This is a genomic window from Paenibacillus sp. CAA11, assembly GCF_003060825.1.
GTDB lineage: Bacteria > Bacillota > Bacilli > Paenibacillales > Paenibacillaceae > Fontibacillus.
In genome coordinates this window covers 528001-544667 of record NZ_CP028922.1, presented here as the reverse complement: position 1 = coordinate 544667, position 16667 = coordinate 528001, and the positions used below count along the sequence as shown (strand labels likewise).

Genomic DNA, 16667 nt, shown 5'->3' with positions numbered 1-16667 from the left:
TCGGATACATTGCTCATCCTTCATATACACTACAGCATACAGCTGCAGTAGGCCGCTATCCCTTATTCGCCCTAAGCGGCTTCCGGTTCCGGCTCCGGTACTGAAGCTGCCTGTAAAGCGGGCTTCGAACGACGCAAAGCCGTTATAACAAGACATACCAGCAGACAGATTGCTGTAATTAAGGCCAGCATCGCTGCTTGACGGCCTACGGCAGGACCGCCAAACTGCAGGTTCATCAGCCCGTCCACCGCATAGGAGGCTGGCAGGATCTCACCAAGGAACCCGTAGAAAGAATTAAGCATCTGACGCGGAGCCATCGCTCCGGAGGTTACCAGCTGAATAGACATCATGAACATATTCAGGAACATCCCGGCCGGACCGACCAGCATGATGAACATCTGGGCTAAGAACATGAAGGAGACCAGGAACAGGGCCTGGAACATCCACAGCTCCAGCATGCCATGAGCAGCTTGACCACCGAGCGCCATGACCATGGAGGACCCAACCAAGGACACCACTACCGCAGTTGCTGCATTCAGAATTATGCGCGCACCGAACTTCTGCCATTTACTGAAGGCGGCTCCCAGCATGCCGAATCCCTGCTGTACATTCATGGCCATAATCATGGAGCCTACAAAGGAGGCAAGCACCAGCATCATCGGAACCATCTGGTTGTTCATGCCATCTACCGGATTAAGCAGCTCGGTCTTGATCGCCACGCGTCCGCTTAGCGACTCAGCCACCTTATGGGCCTGCTGCTCCGGCAGCTTCAGCTGCTGAAGCACAGCCTCGGTGCCCTGCAGGGTGACGTTCTGGTTCAAGGCGCTCCCAATCGAATTGGCCGCACTTTGCATAATGCTCTTGATCGTTGCCGGATTGGATTCATTAATCGTAAAGCTAAGCTCAGGCTTGCCACCCGCCGTCTGAAGCTGCTCCGAGAAGGTTGCCGGGATAGTCACAACCATCTGCACATCGCGCTTTGTCAGGCCATCCTTAGCCTCTTCTGCCGACATATTCTCAAGATGGAAAGGCAGCTTGCCAGCCAGCTGCTCACCGATGGCCTTGCCGGCCTCTCCATCTTCATTTACTATAGCTACGGTCAATTTGTCTGTTCGCTCATTCATTCCGTCATAGGCAGTCATCCATACCAGGCTGAAGATGAGCTGGAAGGCAAGCGCCACGCTGATTCCTATAATGGTTGGCGGCTTGCGAAGCAAGGCTTTAAGGGCTGAAAACATAATAAATCTCCACTCCATATCTCTATTTTTGTTTATTAAACGATCGTTTAAATCAAACGTTTGTTTAAAATATACAGGATAACGACCCGTCCGTCAATCCCTAAAATTTAAAATAATCACAAAAAAGAAGCTCATCGATCCGATGAGCCCCTTTCGAGTGCCGCCATCCCTATCCCTTGCTGTCTAACTTCTTAAGGGAATACCAGCATCTTCACCATATATACAGCCATCACCCAGACTACCACGGCAGACAGCTTGTTCATCAGAAGCAGCAGCCTGCCCGAGCTGTCCAGACGCCCCATACCCCTGCCCGCAACCGCGAGTCCAGCAAACCAAATCCAGGACACGGCAATCGCAGCTGCCGCAAATCCGGCCTTGGCATAACCCTCATAGCTCAGCGAGCTGGTGCCAATGACGCCAATGGTGTCCAGGATCGCATGCGGATTCAACAGGGATACAGATAATGCGAACATGATCTGTTTGCGCACACCTACTCCCGCCGAAGCATTGCCCGGTGCTGGCGGCTCACTTCTCCAGATCGACCAGCCCATGTACGCAAGGAACAAGGTGCCCACTGCATACAGTATAGTTTTCAGCCAAGCCAGAGACAGTACAATCAGCGATACGCCCAGCACGGCCAGCAGAATCAGCAGGGTATCACAAATGGCTGCAGTAACCACCGCAGGAAGCGCGCGCGCAAGCTTCGGCTGTGCCGCTCCCTGGTTGAAGACAAACACATTTTGCACCCCTAATGGCAGAATCAATCCCCAGGCTAATATGAATCCGTGTAAAGCAGCTTCCCACATGTCATTTCTGTTCTCCCATCCATTCTTCGCTTGTGGGATCTATTCTAGCGCATGTCGATTGCTTTCGCGCCATCCAAAGCCTGGCTCCTTGGCCCAACCAATTTCACGCACTCCTATGAACTATGAACTGGTTATTTGAAGAACAAACCGCAATGCTCAACAATATCAGCGGTACTTAATAGAGTAGCCTCCTTAAGGGTGACCTGTTCCCTCCTCAGAAAAGACTGCACCGCCTGATAACCTACCGAATAACCGGCGAACGGCGACAGACCTACAGGCGAGTATCCCTGATCTATAGCGATCTTATCTCCAAACATGTAGCTGCTGACCTCAGCGAATCCCTTAACCGGCAGCGCCTCTTGGATCACCTGAATCGAGTATTCCAGCTCCTCCTCATCCATGGAAGTTACCCACGGACCCAGCAGCTCTTCCCCGTACAGCTCTTTGGCAAAGGATTCGGCCAGCCCTTCAATAATCAGATAGTCACCGACCGTCACGTTGCCATGATCCCAGTCGTAATAGGAGAAACGGAGATTATGATGAAATTCATGAGCAATCAAGGCCGGAATCCGCGGCAGATTGTAAGGGCTTGGATAGATCATCAATTGGATAAAGCCCGGAATGCCGCCAAAGCCGCAGTATCCTTGCTGCATTTCAAGCTTAACCGGATCAGCCAGGTAAATTCCAAGCCTTAGCTCGTCCGCACGGATACTCAGTTCCCACTGCTTCATCGTCTGAATGCACGTATCCAGCGTCCTCTGTGCGATTTCCATAGCCCGAGCCTCCCGCAGCTGCGCCAGGCCCTTTCTGCCAAGCTCTGCCTCACCTAAGTCAAGATAGCCCAGCATCTTCGCCGCCATCACCACGTCGTAGCCGCCCGGCTGCTTAGCCTTGAGCGGAACCTGGATCGTATTCCACATCGGCTCGAACGGCTTCATCATGTGATAACGAAAGTAATCCTCTCTCCCCTCTTCTATGGAAAATAACGCCTCATACTGGTCAAATGTCCTTTCTACGATAACCTTCAACGCTCTTATGATCCTCCTTCCTGAATCCGTCAGTCGAATTCTATAATTCCAGTCTGAACTATATGGAATGAACTAAAGAAATGAATGTCATAGAGCCCTATTGGACCGTTACCGTTATATAGAAGGTTCAATGTAAAGCTCCAGTTCAATCTATATAGACTGTAAAGCATCACGCAGCGTGAGGGTCAAGCCAGGCATACTCCATGGTCCGTTGAATGAGGTTTTTTATGGTCACAGCTCCCCTCCTCATAAAAAACACCTCCAGAGCACGCCGCCAAGCTTCAGCAGAAGCCGTTTTAACGTTTACTCTAAGAGGTGCGATTCTAGAAGGAAGAAGCTCTCTTGAAGAGGAAGGGATACTGCGAATTTACCAACCTCACTTCGGGTGTCACAGCTCCCTGTGTTGCAACTTCCTGTGCTACAGCTACGGGTGTAACAGCTTCATACATTACAACTTCAGGTGCTACAACTTCGGGTGTAACAACTTCAAGTGCTACAACTTCGGGTGTAACAACTTCAAGTGCTCCAACTTCGGGTGCTACAACTTCGGGTATAACAGCTCCGAAGTGTTACACTTCGATGATTATAGCTTCGGGCATTACAACTTCATGTGTTGCAACTTCGGGTTTAACAGTTCCGAGTGCTACTGCTTTAGTTTTTATCAGCGTTAACTCCTACCAGGGTTAGCTATTACAGCATCGAACCTTATAGCTTCACCCGCTGCAGCCGCAGCGCATTCAGCACGACCGACACCGAGCTAAGCGCCATGGCAGCCCCTGCCAGCCACGGAGCGAGGAAGCCAGCCGCGGCAATCGGGATGCCCACCGTGTTGTAGGCTAGCGCCCAGAACAGGTTCTGCTTAATGTTGCCCATGGTGCGGCGGCTCATAAGAATGGCGTCCGCCACGCCGGTCAGGTCGCCCCGCATCAGGGTCACATCGGCGGCCTCCATGGCCACATCGGTCCCCGTGCCGATGGCAATGCCCGTGTCCGCCGTTGCCAAGGCCGGGGCATCGTTAATGCCGTCGCCGACCATAGCGACCCGGCGGCCCTGCTGCTGCAGCCGCTTGACCTCAGCGGCCTTGCCCTCCGGCAGCACCTCGGCCAGCACTTCATCAATGCCGACCTCGGCGGCAATGGCGCGGGCCGCACGCTCGTTGTCGCCGGTAATCATGATGACACGGATCCCCTGCTCCTTCAGCCGCTGCACCGCGGCCTTGGAGGTGTCCTTAACCGTGTCCATCACGGCGACCGTGCCGGCATATTGGCCGTCCACTGCGATGAGCAGAGCCGTCTTGCCGGCCTGCTCCAGCTCGGCCATGGCCTTGGTGGCAGCGTCAGCCGCCACGCCTTCGCGCTGCATCAGCCGCCGTGTGCCAGCAAGCAGCCGGCGGCCATCCACATCCGCCATGATGCCGTGGCCCGGCACCGCTTCGAAGGCGCTCGCTTCCGGAAGGCTCAGCCCCCGCTCGCGGGCCCCGCTCACAATCGCTTCCGCCAGCGGATGCTCGGAGCGGGCTTCAGCGGTTGCAACCCAGCGAAGCAAATCCTCTTCGCGGATGCCAGCGGCAGGCAACACATCTGTCAGCACCGGCTTGCCTTGCGTGACCGTGCCGGTCTTATCCAGCACGACCGTATCTATGCGCTGTGCAGCTTCCAGATGCTCGCCGCCCTTGAAGAGGATGCCGTATTCTGCCGCACGGCCTGATCCAGCCATAATCGAGGTTGGCGTAGCCAGCCCGAGCGCGCAAGGGCAGGCAATAACCAGGACCGCGATGGCTTTCTCCAGCGCGCCTGAGAAATCGCCTGGATTTACAAGCAGCAGCCATACAAGGAAGGTCACAGCGGCGATGCCGACGACAATCGGCACGAAGATGCCGGAGATCACATCAGCAACGCGCTGAATAGGTGCCTTAGAGCCCTGTGCTTCTTCCACAACACGGATAATCTGAGCCAGGGCTGTCTCGCGTCCGACCTTCGTGGCCCGGATCTTCAGCGCCCCGTGCTTGTTCACCGTGGCACCGATCACCGTATCCCCCGGCTTCTTCTCAACGGGGATACTCTCTCCGGTCAGCATCGACTCATCGATCGAAGTCATCCCTTCGATCACTTCCCCGTCCACCGGAATTTTCTCACCGGGACGGACAACGACAATATCCCCGGGAACGACTTCTTCTAAGGGCACCAGCGTCTCGGCCCCATCCCGCACAACAAGCGCGTTCTTCGCTTGCAGGCCCATCAAGGTCTTGATCGCTTGAGAGGAGCGGCCCTTAGCGAGCGCTTCGAACCATTTTCCCATCAGAATTAAGGTAATGAGAATGGCGCTGGTCTCATAGTACAGCTCAGAGGTATGGGCATGCGGCAGGGTTGCCCAGCGGATCGTCTGATACAGGCTGTAGAAATAGGCCGCTGAGGTTCCGAGCGCGACAAGCACATCCATATTGGCGCTTTTGTTCCTTAATGCCTTATAAGCGCCCACATAGAACCCGCCGCCGATGATGAACTGTACGGGCGTTGCCAAAATCAGCTGGAACCACGGGTTCATGAGCAGCTCCGGCGTCCAGATGAACGAGGTGAAGGAGAAATGGCCTGCCATAGCCCACAGCAGGGGAAGTGACAGAACCGCCGAGACAATCAGCTTGTTCCGTTGATGATGAACCTCGCGGGTCTTGGCCTTCTCAGTCTCTTCCTCTGATTGCTTAGGCTCGGCCTTGTATCCTAATTGATCGACCTTCTTCATGATATCTTCGAGCGAGACGGCATCCGGCTCATACTTCACCATAGCCGTCTCCATCGCCAGGTTCACATTGGCCTGCTCCACACCCGGGAGCCGGTTCAGACCCTTCTCAATTCTTGTAGCGCAAGCGGCACAGGTCATTCCCGTAATCTGAAGGGTAGTCTGCTCCTGGCCGGCCAATGCTTCCTTTGCATTTTCCATATGAGGTTCCTCCTCTAATGTTAAGCCTTAGCCTCTCCAAAATACCCCTAGGGGGTATATTTCAAACGGCAGAAAACTCTGCCCGCCTTAGACGACGTCATACCCTTGATCTTCAATCGCAGCTTTGATCGCATCAAGGTTCAACTTGCTCTCATCATAAGTAACATCTACAGTCTTCGCGGCAAGATCCACTTTGCCTGCTGCTCCAACTTCCTCAAGCGCACCTTCAACCGCTTTGACACAATGATTGCACGACATACCTTCCACTTGCAGCTTCACGTTTTGCATGTAAACTACCTCCTATAATTTGTGATTGTATAAATGGAAACTACTTCATTAATTTGTTGACAGTGACCAGCAGCTCATCGACGACTTCCATCTCTCCGGCTTGGATGCGCTCAATCAGGCAACTCTTCATATGCCCTTCCAGCAGCAGCTTCCCAACGCCATTGAGCGCGGATTGGATCGCCGCAATCTGATTCAGCACATCATCGCAGTAAGTATCCTTCTCGATGAGTCCCTTCACGCCGCGAATCTGGCCCTCAATCCGGTTAAGCCGGGTAATGAGCTTGCCCTTAAAGGCCTCTGAATGATGGCTCTGTCTATCCGCATGATGGGAATCGCAGCATTGTGAAGCCTGCTTCTCGCCCGCTTGATTCTCTTCCTTCATCAGCGATTCCTCCTTATGCCAATCCTGCTTAGTTAGTACGTTTCGATCTTATCATACCCCCTAGGGGTATGTAAAGCTGCATTACTGTATTTTTCTTGACCTTTCACAATATGGACATAATCCTATGCGCTTATCCGCCGCTAATAGCCCGTTATGGTCATTCTCAAGGTGGGAATAACAGAGATAAGATGATATATGTCATTGCAAAATAAATAAAAAGGGGGTTCTAAGACTCCATGAAGGTTCAAACATTACAAAGAATGACCCTCAGCCTCATGATTCTTGGCTGCCTCATCCTGCTATTTCCAGGCTTCGCATCCGCGCATGCCTATATTATTGAAGCCGAACCTGCCAGCGGTCAAGTTATGCCTCATTCACCCGAACAGGTATCCATTCTGTTCAACGAGCCCGTCGGAGGCGCCTTCCTCACCCTTTCGGTTACGAACGCCTCCGGAGATCGAGTGGATTTGGATCAGGCTGGCATAGATCCGAACAATGCAGCCAAACTGGTTAACAAGCTCAAGCCAGACCTCCCTGAAGGGGTCTATACGATTCACTGGCGTGCCGTTTCGGGAGATGGACATCCGATATCCGGCACCATTCCTTTTATTGTTGGGCAAGCGAGCAGCGCAAGTGCCGATCTGCCCGGAAGTGCTCAGGACAATACATCACCCGGTCTGGACCAGACGCTGATCCGCTGGCTTCAATATTTAGGATACGCCTTATATGCCGGTGTTCTGTCGCTCTCCCTATTCCTTCTGCCCAAGCATGCCCGTGAGGGGAGCTACACTAATCGCGGGAGCCGCATCTGGCTCACCGCCGCTCTCCTCCTCGCGGGTCTAGGAATTCTGCTCAGCCTGCCTCTGCAAATCCGGCTCGAAGCTGGACTTGGCTGGGGCGCCGTATGGCAGGGTGAACTGTTCCGCCAGACCCTAAAGACCTCTTCCTTCGGAACGGTCTGGTGGGCGCAGGCGCTGATGCTGCTTGTCCTCGCCGCCTTGACTTACGGGCTCGTGTCCAAGGACTATCAGCGCCGCAAGCGAAGCCTTGCCCGCTGGGCGGCCGTGACGCTCGGTCTGATGCTCCTGGCCAAAGCCTTTATCGGCCACCCGGCAGCCGCTTCTTCACGGACCTTAGCGATTGCCGCCGACTTCGTGCATCTGGCAGCCGCATCGCTGTGGACCGGGGGCCTGGTTGCCCTGGCGCTTGTGATGCCAGGCATCGCGGCTGGCCAGGCCCGGCTTGACGGGCAGCCTTCGCTTGCTGCCTTTACGGTTCGCCGCTTCTCGTTAACGGCATCCCTCTGCGTTGCCGTTCTGCTAATCAGCGGCGTGTATGGCTCCGTCCTTTACCTGCCCGATGTGGGGGCGCTGTTCAACACAGCTTACGGGCAGGTGCTGCTGGTGAAGGCGGGCCTGATGATTCTCATGCTGGCCCTCGCCTTCTTCAATTATCGGCGCGGAGCCAAACAGCAGAAGCTTGGCGCCGCCCTATGGACCGAGCTTGCCTCCGGCCTGGTCGTGCTGGTGCTGGCTGCGCTGCTGACGAACCTCTCGCCTGTTCAGGCGCCTAAAGGTCCGGTCCACTTGACCGAGGCCCTGCAAGGCGGCTCCAGGCTTGAACTGAACATCTCACCAGCAGCCATCGGCAGCAATCGCCTGGAGGTTAAGATGACGGATAAGGACGGCAGCACGCTGAAGGGAATCCAGCAAATCACGCTGAAGTTCTCTTCAACCAAAGAGAAGATGGACCCCATTGTCGTCAACTTGCCGGGAGATCGTCCGCAGTATTCTGCAGACTTGCTGCTGACCACCTCGGGGAGCTGGCAGGTAGACTACCACATCCTGCTTTCCACCTTAGAATCTATAGATGGCAGCCTTAGCTTTGAGGCCGGCATGCCTTAAAATCCATAACTTGCAGTACAATCCAAGAATAAAGGAGTCCTATTGATCATGAGAAAATTAGTTGCAAAACTCACTTCCACTTTAGCTTTAACCGCAGCGGGTCTAATGCTGTTCACGGGGATCGCCAGCGCACATGTCACCGTGAAGCCGGCTGTCTCCAGCCCCGGTGCTTGGGAAACCTATACGATCAAGATTCCGGCCGAGAAAGACCTGCCTACCGTCAAGATTGCGCTCAAAATCCCTGAACAAGTCGAGCTTAAGCAATACCAGCCCGTACCCGACTGGAAGATTGATACAACCGCGAATAATGCCGGCAAGTTGACCACGATTACCTGGACTGCAACAGGCAAGGGCATTGAGGCGGGACAATTTATGCAGTTTAATTTTGTAGCCAAAAATCCGGATCAGGCTTCAGATATCGCCTGGGATGCCTTCCAGTATTACAGCGACGGCTCCATTGTGGAATGGACGGGTGAAGAAGGAGCGGACACACCGCACTCCATCACCAAGATTACCCCCGAGGCAGCTGCAAACGCCACTTCCGCCGACAGCGCTCACGATACAGCTTCCGGGGATCACAGCGCGAACTCATCCGCCAACAGCACTGCCGATCATGCGGAGGCTTCTGCAGCAGATTCCAGCAGCAGCACGACCTCCACACTGAACCTGATCATGTCTGCAGGGGCCCTGATCGTCTCCTTAGCCGCCTTGTGGTTTGCGGTTCTAGCTGCACGCCGCCGCAAAGCTTAAAGCTTCATTCCTTATAACGCCAAGGGGCAGCCCCCGGTCATCCTGAGATGACCTTGGGAGCTGCCCCTTTCATATTATTCCTTATACACGCTTCGGACTAAGTAATTCAGCTAGTCGATCAGGATAATCCGTAATAATTCCCGCTACCCCTGCATCGATCATTTTCTGCATCAATTGCGGCTCATTGACCGTGAAGGGATGGTATGCGATGCCCTCTTCAGCTGCAGCTGCCACCCATTCTGGCAGGACGGCACCATACCATGGATGCAGTGCATCAGCATTCACCGTATGCGCATATTTCCAAGGCTCATAAAGTCCCTCTCCGTACAGCAGGCCTGTCCGAATCTCAGGCGCAATCTGCTTGCAGACGGCCAAGGAATAATGATTGAAGCTGGAGATAACTACGCGTTCGCTCATTTCATACCGGCGCACCGCTTGGATGACCTTGGCTTCCAGCTCCGGATACTGCACCATTCCGTTCTTCAGCTCAATGTTCAGAATAGTACTGCGATCCTTTAGCAGCTCAAGCAGCTCATCGAGGCGGGGAATTCGCTCGCCAGCAAACTCCGCGCCGTACCACGCGCCGGCATCCAGTTCTCTGACCTCTTCCAGGGTCACATCGTTGATCCAGGCTTCCCGGCCTGTCGTGCGCTTCAGCGACTCATCATGAATCAGCACAAGCTCTCCATCCTTAGTCATCTGAACATCGGTCTCGATTCCCGTAGCTCCCAGCTCCAAGGCGCGTCTAAAGGATACCATCGTGTTCTCCGGACAATGCCCGGCAGCCCCCCGGTGAGCAAAGTTAATCAGTTCCTTCATTTGTTCGTCCTCCCCTGTCTACTACTTCAGTGTGTTCTTCTACTATAGCTGCTGAATGTAAGCGGGATATGAATCTTGGATTAAAAAGAGCGGACCTCCTCCTGTAAGGTTACGGCCCGCCCCTCATGCCTACCTGTTTTTCCTGCTTAGGCCTGCTGCTTCAGAAGGCTGTTCAGCCATTTGGCCTCCGTGATTGCCCGGCTATCCTCCAGAATCTCCCCTGGCTTACTGGCTTGACCAATAATATATCCGGAGAGCGGCATACCTACAAAATCAAACGTATACCGAAGCTGCTGAATCAGCGGCAGCGCCTTGATCCGCGGATTGTCCCCGCCAGCTACCAAGACAAAAGCCTGCTTCTTTGACATGACTTCTTTGAAATTGTAGCGAGGATCCCGGAGACTCTGTGACCAGCGATCAATGAAATTTTTCAATAGGCCTGACACCCCGTACCAATACACCGGAGATACAAAGATCAAGGTCTCGTGGGACAGCACCGCCTCAACGACGCTATCATAATCATCGTCTACCGGCTGAAATCCGCCTTCCGTATGACGCTGGTCCACGATCGGCAAAATCCGCTTCTCCCTCAGCACCAGCTCCGTGTGGGGCAGTCCATCCAGTACAACATTCGTCAAAAGCTCCGTATTTCCTCCCGGTCGCCCGCTTCCATTCAAGACGGCAATACTCATCCTCGCATCTCTCCTCTGCTCTTCCTCTTATTCATGAACCTACCTCATTCCCTCTATTGTTATACGACGTTTCGGCGATTTATGCCATTTTCCAGAGCTTGTATTCCTTTCTTTGACAGCATTCCCCCGTCACTAAGGCCAGAGCCTTCCCCCGACCAAGGTCCAGTCGATAAACCACCCTTAGACCGTTTTGGCCAGCAGCAAATCCCTCTACAATAAAGACATCAACTACGGAATATATAAAAAATGCGAAAGCGAGTGTTTCCCTCATGAATAAATTGTACCGATCCAGAAGCGACAAGAAGCTTAGCGGCCTGTGCGGCGGTATCGCCAATTGGCTGCGTGTAGACCCAACTGTTGTCCGGCTTATCACCGTCATTGCCGCATTCTGCAGTTTCGGCACGGTGTTTGCCCTTTACCTGATCGCAAGCCTGCTTGTACCTGAAGAGCCTTATGGCAGCTTTGACTTTGATGACTACCATTCCCACTACTAATAGTCCCAAACCAAATTTGAATCTATAAAAGGAGCGAATCCCTATGAGTATATTTGACCGTATTGCTAACATCACCAAAGCCGCAGTTCACGAGGCGCTGAACAAGCTGGAGAATCCGGTGCTCATGACCGGACAGTATCTGCGCAACCTCGAAGAGGATATTCACGGAGCTGAGGCCCAGCTTAGAGAGCTGCGCATTACCGTGAAGGTGCTGGAGCGGCAAAGCGATGAGGCGCTGCGCCTGGCTGAGCAAAGCGAGCAAGCGGCCCTCTCCGCCATCTCCGAAGGAGATGAGCTGACCGCGAAGCGGGCCGTCGAAGCCAAGCTGCGGCACACTGAGCAGAGCGAGGCTTATGCTGCACAGCGCTCAGACGCCGAGAAGCGCATCACCGAGCTGGAATTCCAGCTCGAAGCCGCACAGGAAGAGCTGGTGCAGCTTAAGAAGAAGCGCGAGGATCTGGCAGCTCGCGCTCAGAAGGTGCGGGATCAGGAAGGCATGATCCGCCCGAACTTCAGCCGCGGCATTGACAGCGGCGCTGCCGCGAGAGGCTTCGAGCGGATGGAAGAGAAGGTCACCGGCTGGGAAGCGGAGCTTGAGGCCCGCGGGCATTACTCCGGTGCGGGGTACGTCGCGCATAGCGGACGAAGCTCCGAGATCGACGCCGAATTCAGCCGGCTCCAGAGTAAGCTGGCTGAAGCTAAGGCTGACAGCGATAAATAACTCTTGATAGACCGATGCAAAGACCCCCGGGACCAGTGGCCCCGGGGGTCTTATCTATGTGTTGTATAAGTCTGTTTAGTTCGTTATTTCTCACTCTTTCCGGCCTTAAATACTTCGCCGATCGCGCCCAGGCTGCCCAGTGTCTCCACCGCATTAGATGGAATGAACACCTTGTTCGCAGGGCCCTTGGCAATCTCAGTAAGAGCTTCGAAGGAGCGGTAAGCAAGAACGGACTCATCCAGCCCGGCAGCACGCAGATTCTCGATCCGTGCTCTCTCGGCTTCCGCAATGGCCTGAATAGCCTTCGCCTGACCCAGCGCTTCAAGCTCTTGCGCCTGTCCAAGACCTTCCGCTTCCCGAATCCGGGCTTCCTTATCCCCTTCTGCCTTCAGGATCTTACTCTGCTTATCCCCTTCGGCACGCAGGATCATATCCTGCTTGGCTGCTTCAGCTTCAAGGACGATAGCACGCTTATTCCGTTCAGCCTTCATCTGCTTATCCATCGCTTCCTGAATGTCCAATGGAGGCTTGATGTCGATCACTTCCACCCGCTCGATGCGCACTCCCCACTTCTCGGTAGCTTCATCAAGCGCGATCCGGATCTCTGTAGAGATTTTCTCCCGGCCGGACAAGGTCTCATCCAGCTCCAGCTTACCGATAATTTGGCGCATCGTTGCGGTTGAGATATTCCGAACCCCATAGACATAATCAGAAATTCCATAGGTCGCTTGTTCTGGTCCTACCACCTGATAGAAAATAATCGAGTCGATCTGCACCTGAACGTTATCCTTGGTGATCACCGTTTGAGGCGGAACATTCGCCTGTTGAATTCGCAAATCATGGTATAGACGTACCTGATCAATCACTGGAATCAGAATGTTCAACCCCGGATTCAGCAGCCGATGGAATTTACCCAGCCGCTCTACTACCCCAACCCGCTGCTGCGGTACGATCTTGACAGTAAGGGCGATGAATACAACAACAACAAAGACAACAACCGCAATTACGATCCATTGCACTGGCATTAATAGAACTCCTCCCATTTCTCAACTTCAATCCGTGTACTGCTCCGCTTAATGACCCTGACCCACTCATCCTTGGCCTGATACTCGCTGGATGTAGCACTCCAGGTGTCTCCACCGATCTTCACAATGCCGTATTGGCCCGGTTCGATCGGTTCTGTCACAATGCCTTTTCTACCAATCAGCTCTATCCCCGCATCCTCAAAACCGCGAGCTGCCCGAAATCTTCGGGAGAGCGGCTTGGTAAACACGGTCAGTATCAGCGAAACGACGCAGCCAACAATCACCTGCAGCAAGTATGCGTCAGGAGCTATAGCGGCCACCAGGGCTGCTACGACCGCACCGATGCTGAACCATAATAAATAGAAGGTAAGTGTCATCATCTCTAGAACAAGAAGAATCCCGGCTGCAATCAGCCAAATCACCCAAGCATGCATGAGGGCAGGTTCACCACCTTTCACTTGATATTACTATACTACGAAGCTACGTAAAAAAGGTATCAAAAAAATACCGATCTTCCGCGAAAACAGGCCTGTATTCTCAAGATACAGACCTGTTATCACTTCTGCTTGAAATAGGATGTAACTTAAAAAAGTGAGAAATAAGCGCTCAGAAGCTGTGAATCAAAGGTGTAAGCCGCCAGTGTGCCAAGGACAAGACCTGGGCCAAAAGGAATGGACAACGGCCCCCTCGTAGTTCGGACAAACCCGGCAACGCTATATACCCCAATCGCAAAAATACAGGACAGCAGCAAGGCAAGAAAAGCCAAAGGAAGTCCCAGCACGAAACCGCACAGCGCAAACAGCTTGGCATCCCCCATTCCTATTCCGCCCCCGCTAAGCAAAGCAATCAATACGAGGACAGCACCGCTGATGATGCCCGATACCAGATGGCTCCACAGTGGAGCCGACGGGAACACCAGCACCATTATAAACAGCAGAGGCGCAAAAAATAGCAGCACTTTATTGGGAATGATTTTGGATTTGAAATCTGTCACAGATACAAGAACCCCAAGGCCTGCCAGCGTCAGCCCGACCAGGGTTCTCCCGCTCCAGCCAAACTTAAGATAGACTCCCATCCAGAGGCTTCCTGTCACCACTGCGGTGACAACATACAGCCCTGCCTGAGCCCCGCCGGACTTTTGGCATGATCCCTTGCATGATCCTTGGCACGATCCTGCCTCATACTTCCTTCTAAAGCTGAGGATAGTCCGGCGCAGATTCCGTAGATTTAAGCGGAACCTGCCGGACGTAGAGATCGGTGAGCGGGATCCCACTTTCCCTGCAGCCAGCCGTAGCCCGATATGATATAAGCTTGCGCCGAGGGGAAGCCCCAGCAAGAACAATGACAGTGAAATAAACAGATTCATAAGCTGCTTCGCTTTCATATATTACTCTTCAAGAGTTTTGCAGAAGAAGCAGCGGCATTCTTTTTTCCGAACGCCCATGGGTAGAATCCAGCTTCTCCTGTTACCACCCATTGTAATATTTTTCTTGCAGGAGTTAAACGCTTATCCTGCCGTAATCTCTCAGAATTCCTTGAAAGCGGCCAGTGTGGTCTGAAGTGTGGCGGCAAGCTCTTCAAGCTGCTCGGACAATCGGACCAGCTGTCCGCTGACCTTGAATTGCTCGGCGGACATAGAGGCGACCTCCTCGGTAGAGGCGCTGGTTTGCTGAACCACCGCGCTTACCCCTGACATCATCTGCCCGAGCTGCTCTTGCGTGGCAGACAGGGCGTCAACCGAGGCAGCTGATTGACGAATCTGCTCCAGGAAGCGGTCCATCTCCCCTCTGACGCTTTGGAAGAAAGAAGAGGCTTCCTGAACGGCTTGCAGCTGCTCACCAAAGAGCGGGGATACTTCCTTCAGCACCTGCACCGTATGCTCGATCGTCTCTTGAATGGCATCCGTCATTGCTGACACATCCTGAATGGATTCACTGGACTGGCCGGCCAGCTTGCGAATCTCTTCCGCGATCACCATGAAGCCTTTGCCCGAGGCGCCAGCTCTCGATGCCTCGATGGAAGCATTCAAGGAGAGAATCTGTGTCTGCTTGGTCATCTCCACCATCGGCTGCAGAATACTGCGAATCGAAGCGGTGCTATCGTTCAGCTTGCTTGAGAATTCCTGAATCCGTTCAGCCATCAAGGAAGCTTGCCCGGTCTTCTCCACCAGGTCAGTCATGTAAGCAGAGCCCTGTTCGCTCACTTCGATGACCTTCCCTGCCGAATTGTTCATCGCATGATTAGCCTGGTGAACTTGATGCATCTGCTGTTCCATCGCTTCTATAATTCGAAGCCCCTGATCCGCTTCCTGAGCCAGATCACCCGCACCAGCCGCAATTTCCCGAGTAGACTCGGCAATTTCCTCGGCGGTATGAGAAGTGCTGCGAGAAGCTCCGGCCAGTTCTTCTGCCGTAGATAGTACGCCTACCGCCGTCTCCTGTGTACGATTCACGAGGCTTGATATTTGGCCCATCATCCGGTTAAAACCGCTTCCCAGACGGCCGATCTCATCCTTCCGCCGGAAGTCGGTGCGCACCAGCAGATTGCCCTGCTCAGCCTGCTCCATAAGACCGCACAGCTGATTCAGCGGCCGCCCGACCATGCGGACCAGTGCTACCCCAAGCATGACCGCCGCAAGCATCGCAAGGAGAATGATAAGCAGCGTGATATAGAGCAGCTTGTCCGCAGCGCTTAAGAAATCACTTTCCGGCGCGTAACCAACCAGGTTCCAGGCGTTCGTCCTCAGCGGCTGGAATACAGCAAGCTTTGCACCGCCCTGGCCTTCCTGGTAAGTAAACTCGGTCTCCTTCCGTTTGACCTGATCAGGGCTGACCTGAATGGCTGATTCAGTCCCGAGCAGTACCGCATCCGGGGCATATACCACCTGATTCTCGGCTGAGAGCAGCCGAACCTCGCCCTTCTTGCCGATCTTGAGATTCGATAGAATATCGCCTAGTGAAGTCTCTTCGAGCTGATACAGCAGAATATAATCGGCCTCCGGATGCTGTAAATTGCGAAGCAGCCGGCCCATCGCAAATTCAGGCGTGTTCGTATTGTTGAAGAAGCCTTTGGGCATGGTCGGGAACCATACCGGCTTGCCTCCAGCTTCCACAATACGTTTGATTCTGGCCTGGACTTCCCCATCTGACCGGACCCCATTCCCTCCGGTAGATTGGTAGGACTTGGATGAATCCAGGGTTGGCGATACCAGCTTCACCCCGACCAATCTGGAATCGGAGCCGGTTAACCCGTCGAGCCTGCGCTTGATGCGCTCCTCTGCCTTGGCCTTCTGCACCGTACTTATCCCTGTCGTGGTTACACTCTTCAGATCCTCTCTCAACACTTGGTCTACGGCAAGCTGCCGGGATGACGATTCGTATTCCGTAAGCAGGAAATCCAGCTTATCGGCTGCCTGCGCTACCGCCTGAGCCGATGCGGAGCTGACCTGCTCACGGACAATCCCCTTGGATACCTGATAAGAGACTAGCCCGAGCACTCCGGTGAGCACAACGACCGCCGCAAATAAGAAAATAAACAGCTTCATCCCCACAGATCTCCAACCGCTTTGACTCCAGAACTTCAT

At 53.8% G+C, this 16667-nt stretch carries 16 protein-coding genes; 4 read left to right on the top strand and 12 right to left on the bottom strand.

What is annotated here, in order from left to right; all coding sequences use genetic code 11:
• Window positions 1–71 precede the first annotated feature (71 nt).
• The 6 genes from DCC85_RS02380 to DCC85_RS02355 form a co-directional block, all read right to left on the bottom strand.
• Window positions 72–1238 carry a YhgE/Pip domain-containing protein gene (locus DCC85_RS02380; protein ID WP_108464140.1) on the bottom strand — a complete coding sequence of 389 codons (1167 nt, stop codon included), beginning with the start codon at window positions 1236–1238 and terminating at the stop codon, window positions 72–74.
• Between the two features lie 191 nt (window positions 1239–1429).
• Window positions 1430–2044: a LysE/ArgO family amino acid transporter gene (locus DCC85_RS02375; RefSeq protein ID WP_108464139.1), complete on the bottom strand. Its 615-nt coding sequence runs from the start codon at window positions 2042–2044 to the stop codon at window positions 1430–1432.
• 131 nt (window positions 2045–2175) lie between these two features.
• Window positions 2176–3072: a DUF2268 domain-containing putative Zn-dependent protease gene (locus DCC85_RS02370; RefSeq protein WP_108464138.1), complete on the bottom strand. Its 897-nt coding sequence runs from the start codon at window positions 3070–3072 to the stop codon at window positions 2176–2178.
• A 705-nt stretch (window positions 3073–3777) separates the two neighbouring features.
• The gene (locus DCC85_RS02365; RefSeq protein ID WP_108464137.1) at window positions 3778–6009 is read right to left on the bottom strand and encodes a heavy metal translocating P-type ATPase; all 2232 of its coding nucleotides are present in this window, start codon (window positions 6007–6009) and stop codon (window positions 3778–3780) included.
• Window positions 6010–6096: 87 nt separating this feature from the next.
• Entirely contained in the window at window positions 6097–6297 is a 201-nt protein-coding gene (locus DCC85_RS02360) for a copper ion binding protein (protein ID WP_108464136.1), read from the bottom strand.
• A gap of 40 nt (window positions 6298–6337) precedes the next feature.
• Entirely contained in the window at window positions 6338–6679 is a 342-nt protein-coding gene (locus tag DCC85_RS02355) for a metal-sensitive transcriptional regulator (RefSeq protein ID WP_108464135.1), read from the bottom strand.
• Window positions 6680–6915: 236 nt separating this feature from the next.
• On the opposite strand from DCC85_RS02355, the gene DCC85_RS02350 reads away from it, so the two are divergent.
• Window positions 6916–8583 (top strand): copper resistance CopC/CopD family protein, encoded by a 1668-nt coding sequence (locus tag DCC85_RS02350; protein WP_108464134.1) that lies wholly within the window; start codon window positions 6916–6918, stop codon window positions 8581–8583.
• A gap of 48 nt (window positions 8584–8631) precedes the next feature.
• On the top strand, window positions 8632–9333 hold the full coding sequence (locus DCC85_RS02345; RefSeq protein ID WP_108464133.1) for a YcnI family copper-binding membrane protein: 702 nt from the start codon (window positions 8632–8634) through the stop codon (window positions 9331–9333).
• 81 nt (window positions 9334–9414) lie between these two features.
• Here DCC85_RS02345 and DCC85_RS02340 read toward each other — a convergent pair whose 3' ends face one another.
• Window positions 9415–10152 carry a glycerophosphodiester phosphodiesterase gene (locus DCC85_RS02340; RefSeq protein WP_108464132.1) on the bottom strand — a complete coding sequence of 246 codons (738 nt, stop codon included), beginning with the start codon at window positions 10150–10152 and terminating at the stop codon, window positions 9415–9417.
• A gap of 146 nt (window positions 10153–10298) precedes the next feature.
• Entirely contained in the window at window positions 10299–10844 is a 546-nt protein-coding gene (locus tag DCC85_RS02335; protein WP_108464131.1) for a flavodoxin family protein, read from the bottom strand.
• A 269-nt stretch (window positions 10845–11113) separates the two neighbouring features.
• Here DCC85_RS02335 and DCC85_RS02325 point away from each other — a divergent pair, with 269 nt between their 5' ends.
• The gene (locus tag DCC85_RS02325) at window positions 11114–11338 is read left to right on the top strand and encodes a PspC domain-containing protein (protein ID WP_108464129.1); all 225 of its coding nucleotides are present in this window, start codon (window positions 11114–11116) and stop codon (window positions 11336–11338) included.
• Between the two features lie 43 nt (window positions 11339–11381).
• Complete coding sequence (locus DCC85_RS02320; protein ID WP_108464128.1) at window positions 11382–12059, top strand: PspA/IM30 family protein; 678 nt, start codon at window positions 11382–11384, stop codon at window positions 12057–12059.
• 83 nt (window positions 12060–12142) lie between these two features.
• Here DCC85_RS02320 and DCC85_RS02315 read toward each other — a convergent pair whose 3' ends face one another.
• From DCC85_RS02315 to DCC85_RS02300, 4 genes are all read right to left on the bottom strand, one after another.
• Entirely contained in the window at window positions 12143–13084 is a 942-nt protein-coding gene (locus DCC85_RS02315) for an SPFH domain-containing protein (protein WP_108464127.1), read from the bottom strand.
• Window positions 13084–13518 (bottom strand): NfeD family protein, encoded by a 435-nt coding sequence (locus DCC85_RS02310; RefSeq protein ID WP_108464126.1) that lies wholly within the window; start codon window positions 13516–13518, stop codon window positions 13084–13086. Before DCC85_RS02310 ends, DCC85_RS02315 begins: the two co-directional genes overlap by 1 nt.
• A gap of 149 nt (window positions 13519–13667) precedes the next feature.
• Complete coding sequence (locus DCC85_RS02305; RefSeq protein ID WP_108464125.1) at window positions 13668–14468, bottom strand: prepilin peptidase; 801 nt, start codon at window positions 14466–14468, stop codon at window positions 13668–13670.
• Between the two features lie 141 nt (window positions 14469–14609).
• Window positions 14610–16667 (bottom strand): methyl-accepting chemotaxis protein, encoded by a 2058-nt coding sequence (locus DCC85_RS02300; protein ID WP_108464124.1) that lies wholly within the window; start codon window positions 16665–16667, stop codon window positions 14610–14612.

Excerpts from the sequence above, each read along its gene's own strand:
- DCC85_RS02380 (WP_108464140.1), bottom strand. The coding sequence starts at position 1,238 with ATGTTTTCAGCCCTTAAAGCCTTGCTTCGCAAGCCGCCAACCATTATA.
- DCC85_RS02375 (WP_108464139.1), bottom strand. The coding sequence starts at position 2,044 with ATGTGGGAAGCTGCTTTACACGGATTCATATTAGCCTGGGGATTGATT.
- DCC85_RS02365 (WP_108464137.1), bottom strand. The coding sequence starts at position 6,009 with ATGGAAAATGCAAAGGAAGCATTGGCCGGCCAGGAGCAGACTACCCTT.
- DCC85_RS02360 (WP_108464136.1), bottom strand. The coding sequence starts at position 6,297 with ATGCAAAACGTGAAGCTGCAAGTGGAAGGTATGTCGTGCAATCATTGT.
- DCC85_RS02355 (WP_108464135.1), bottom strand. The coding sequence starts at position 6,679 with ATGAAGGAAGAGAATCAAGCGGGCGAGAAGCAGGCTTCACAATGCTGC.
- DCC85_RS02350 (WP_108464134.1), top strand. The coding sequence starts at position 6,916 with ATGAAGGTTCAAACATTACAAAGAATGACCCTCAGCCTCATGATTCTT.
- DCC85_RS02345 (WP_108464133.1), top strand. The coding sequence starts at position 8,632 with ATGAGAAAATTAGTTGCAAAACTCACTTCCACTTTAGCTTTAACCGCA.
- DCC85_RS02340 (WP_108464132.1), bottom strand. The coding sequence starts at position 10,152 with ATGAAGGAACTGATTAACTTTGCTCACCGGGGGGCTGCCGGGCATTGT.
- DCC85_RS02335 (WP_108464131.1), bottom strand. The coding sequence starts at position 10,844 with ATGAGTATTGCCGTCTTGAATGGAAGCGGGCGACCGGGAGGAAATACG.
- DCC85_RS02325 (WP_108464129.1), top strand. The coding sequence starts at position 11,114 with ATGAATAAATTGTACCGATCCAGAAGCGACAAGAAGCTTAGCGGCCTG.
- DCC85_RS02320 (WP_108464128.1), top strand. The coding sequence starts at position 11,382 with ATGAGTATATTTGACCGTATTGCTAACATCACCAAAGCCGCAGTTCAC.
- DCC85_RS02315 (WP_108464127.1), bottom strand. The coding sequence starts at position 13,084 with ATGCCAGTGCAATGGATCGTAATTGCGGTTGTTGTCTTTGTTGTTGTT.
- DCC85_RS02310 (WP_108464126.1), bottom strand. The coding sequence starts at position 13,518 with ATGCATGCTTGGGTGATTTGGCTGATTGCAGCCGGGATTCTTCTTGTT.
- DCC85_RS02305 (WP_108464125.1), bottom strand. The coding sequence starts at position 14,468 with ATGAAAGCGAAGCAGCTTATGAATCTGTTTATTTCACTGTCATTGTTC.
- DCC85_RS02300 (WP_108464124.1), bottom strand. The coding sequence starts at position 16,667 with ATGAAGTTCTGGAGTCAAAGCGGTTGGAGATCTGTGGGGATGAAGCTG.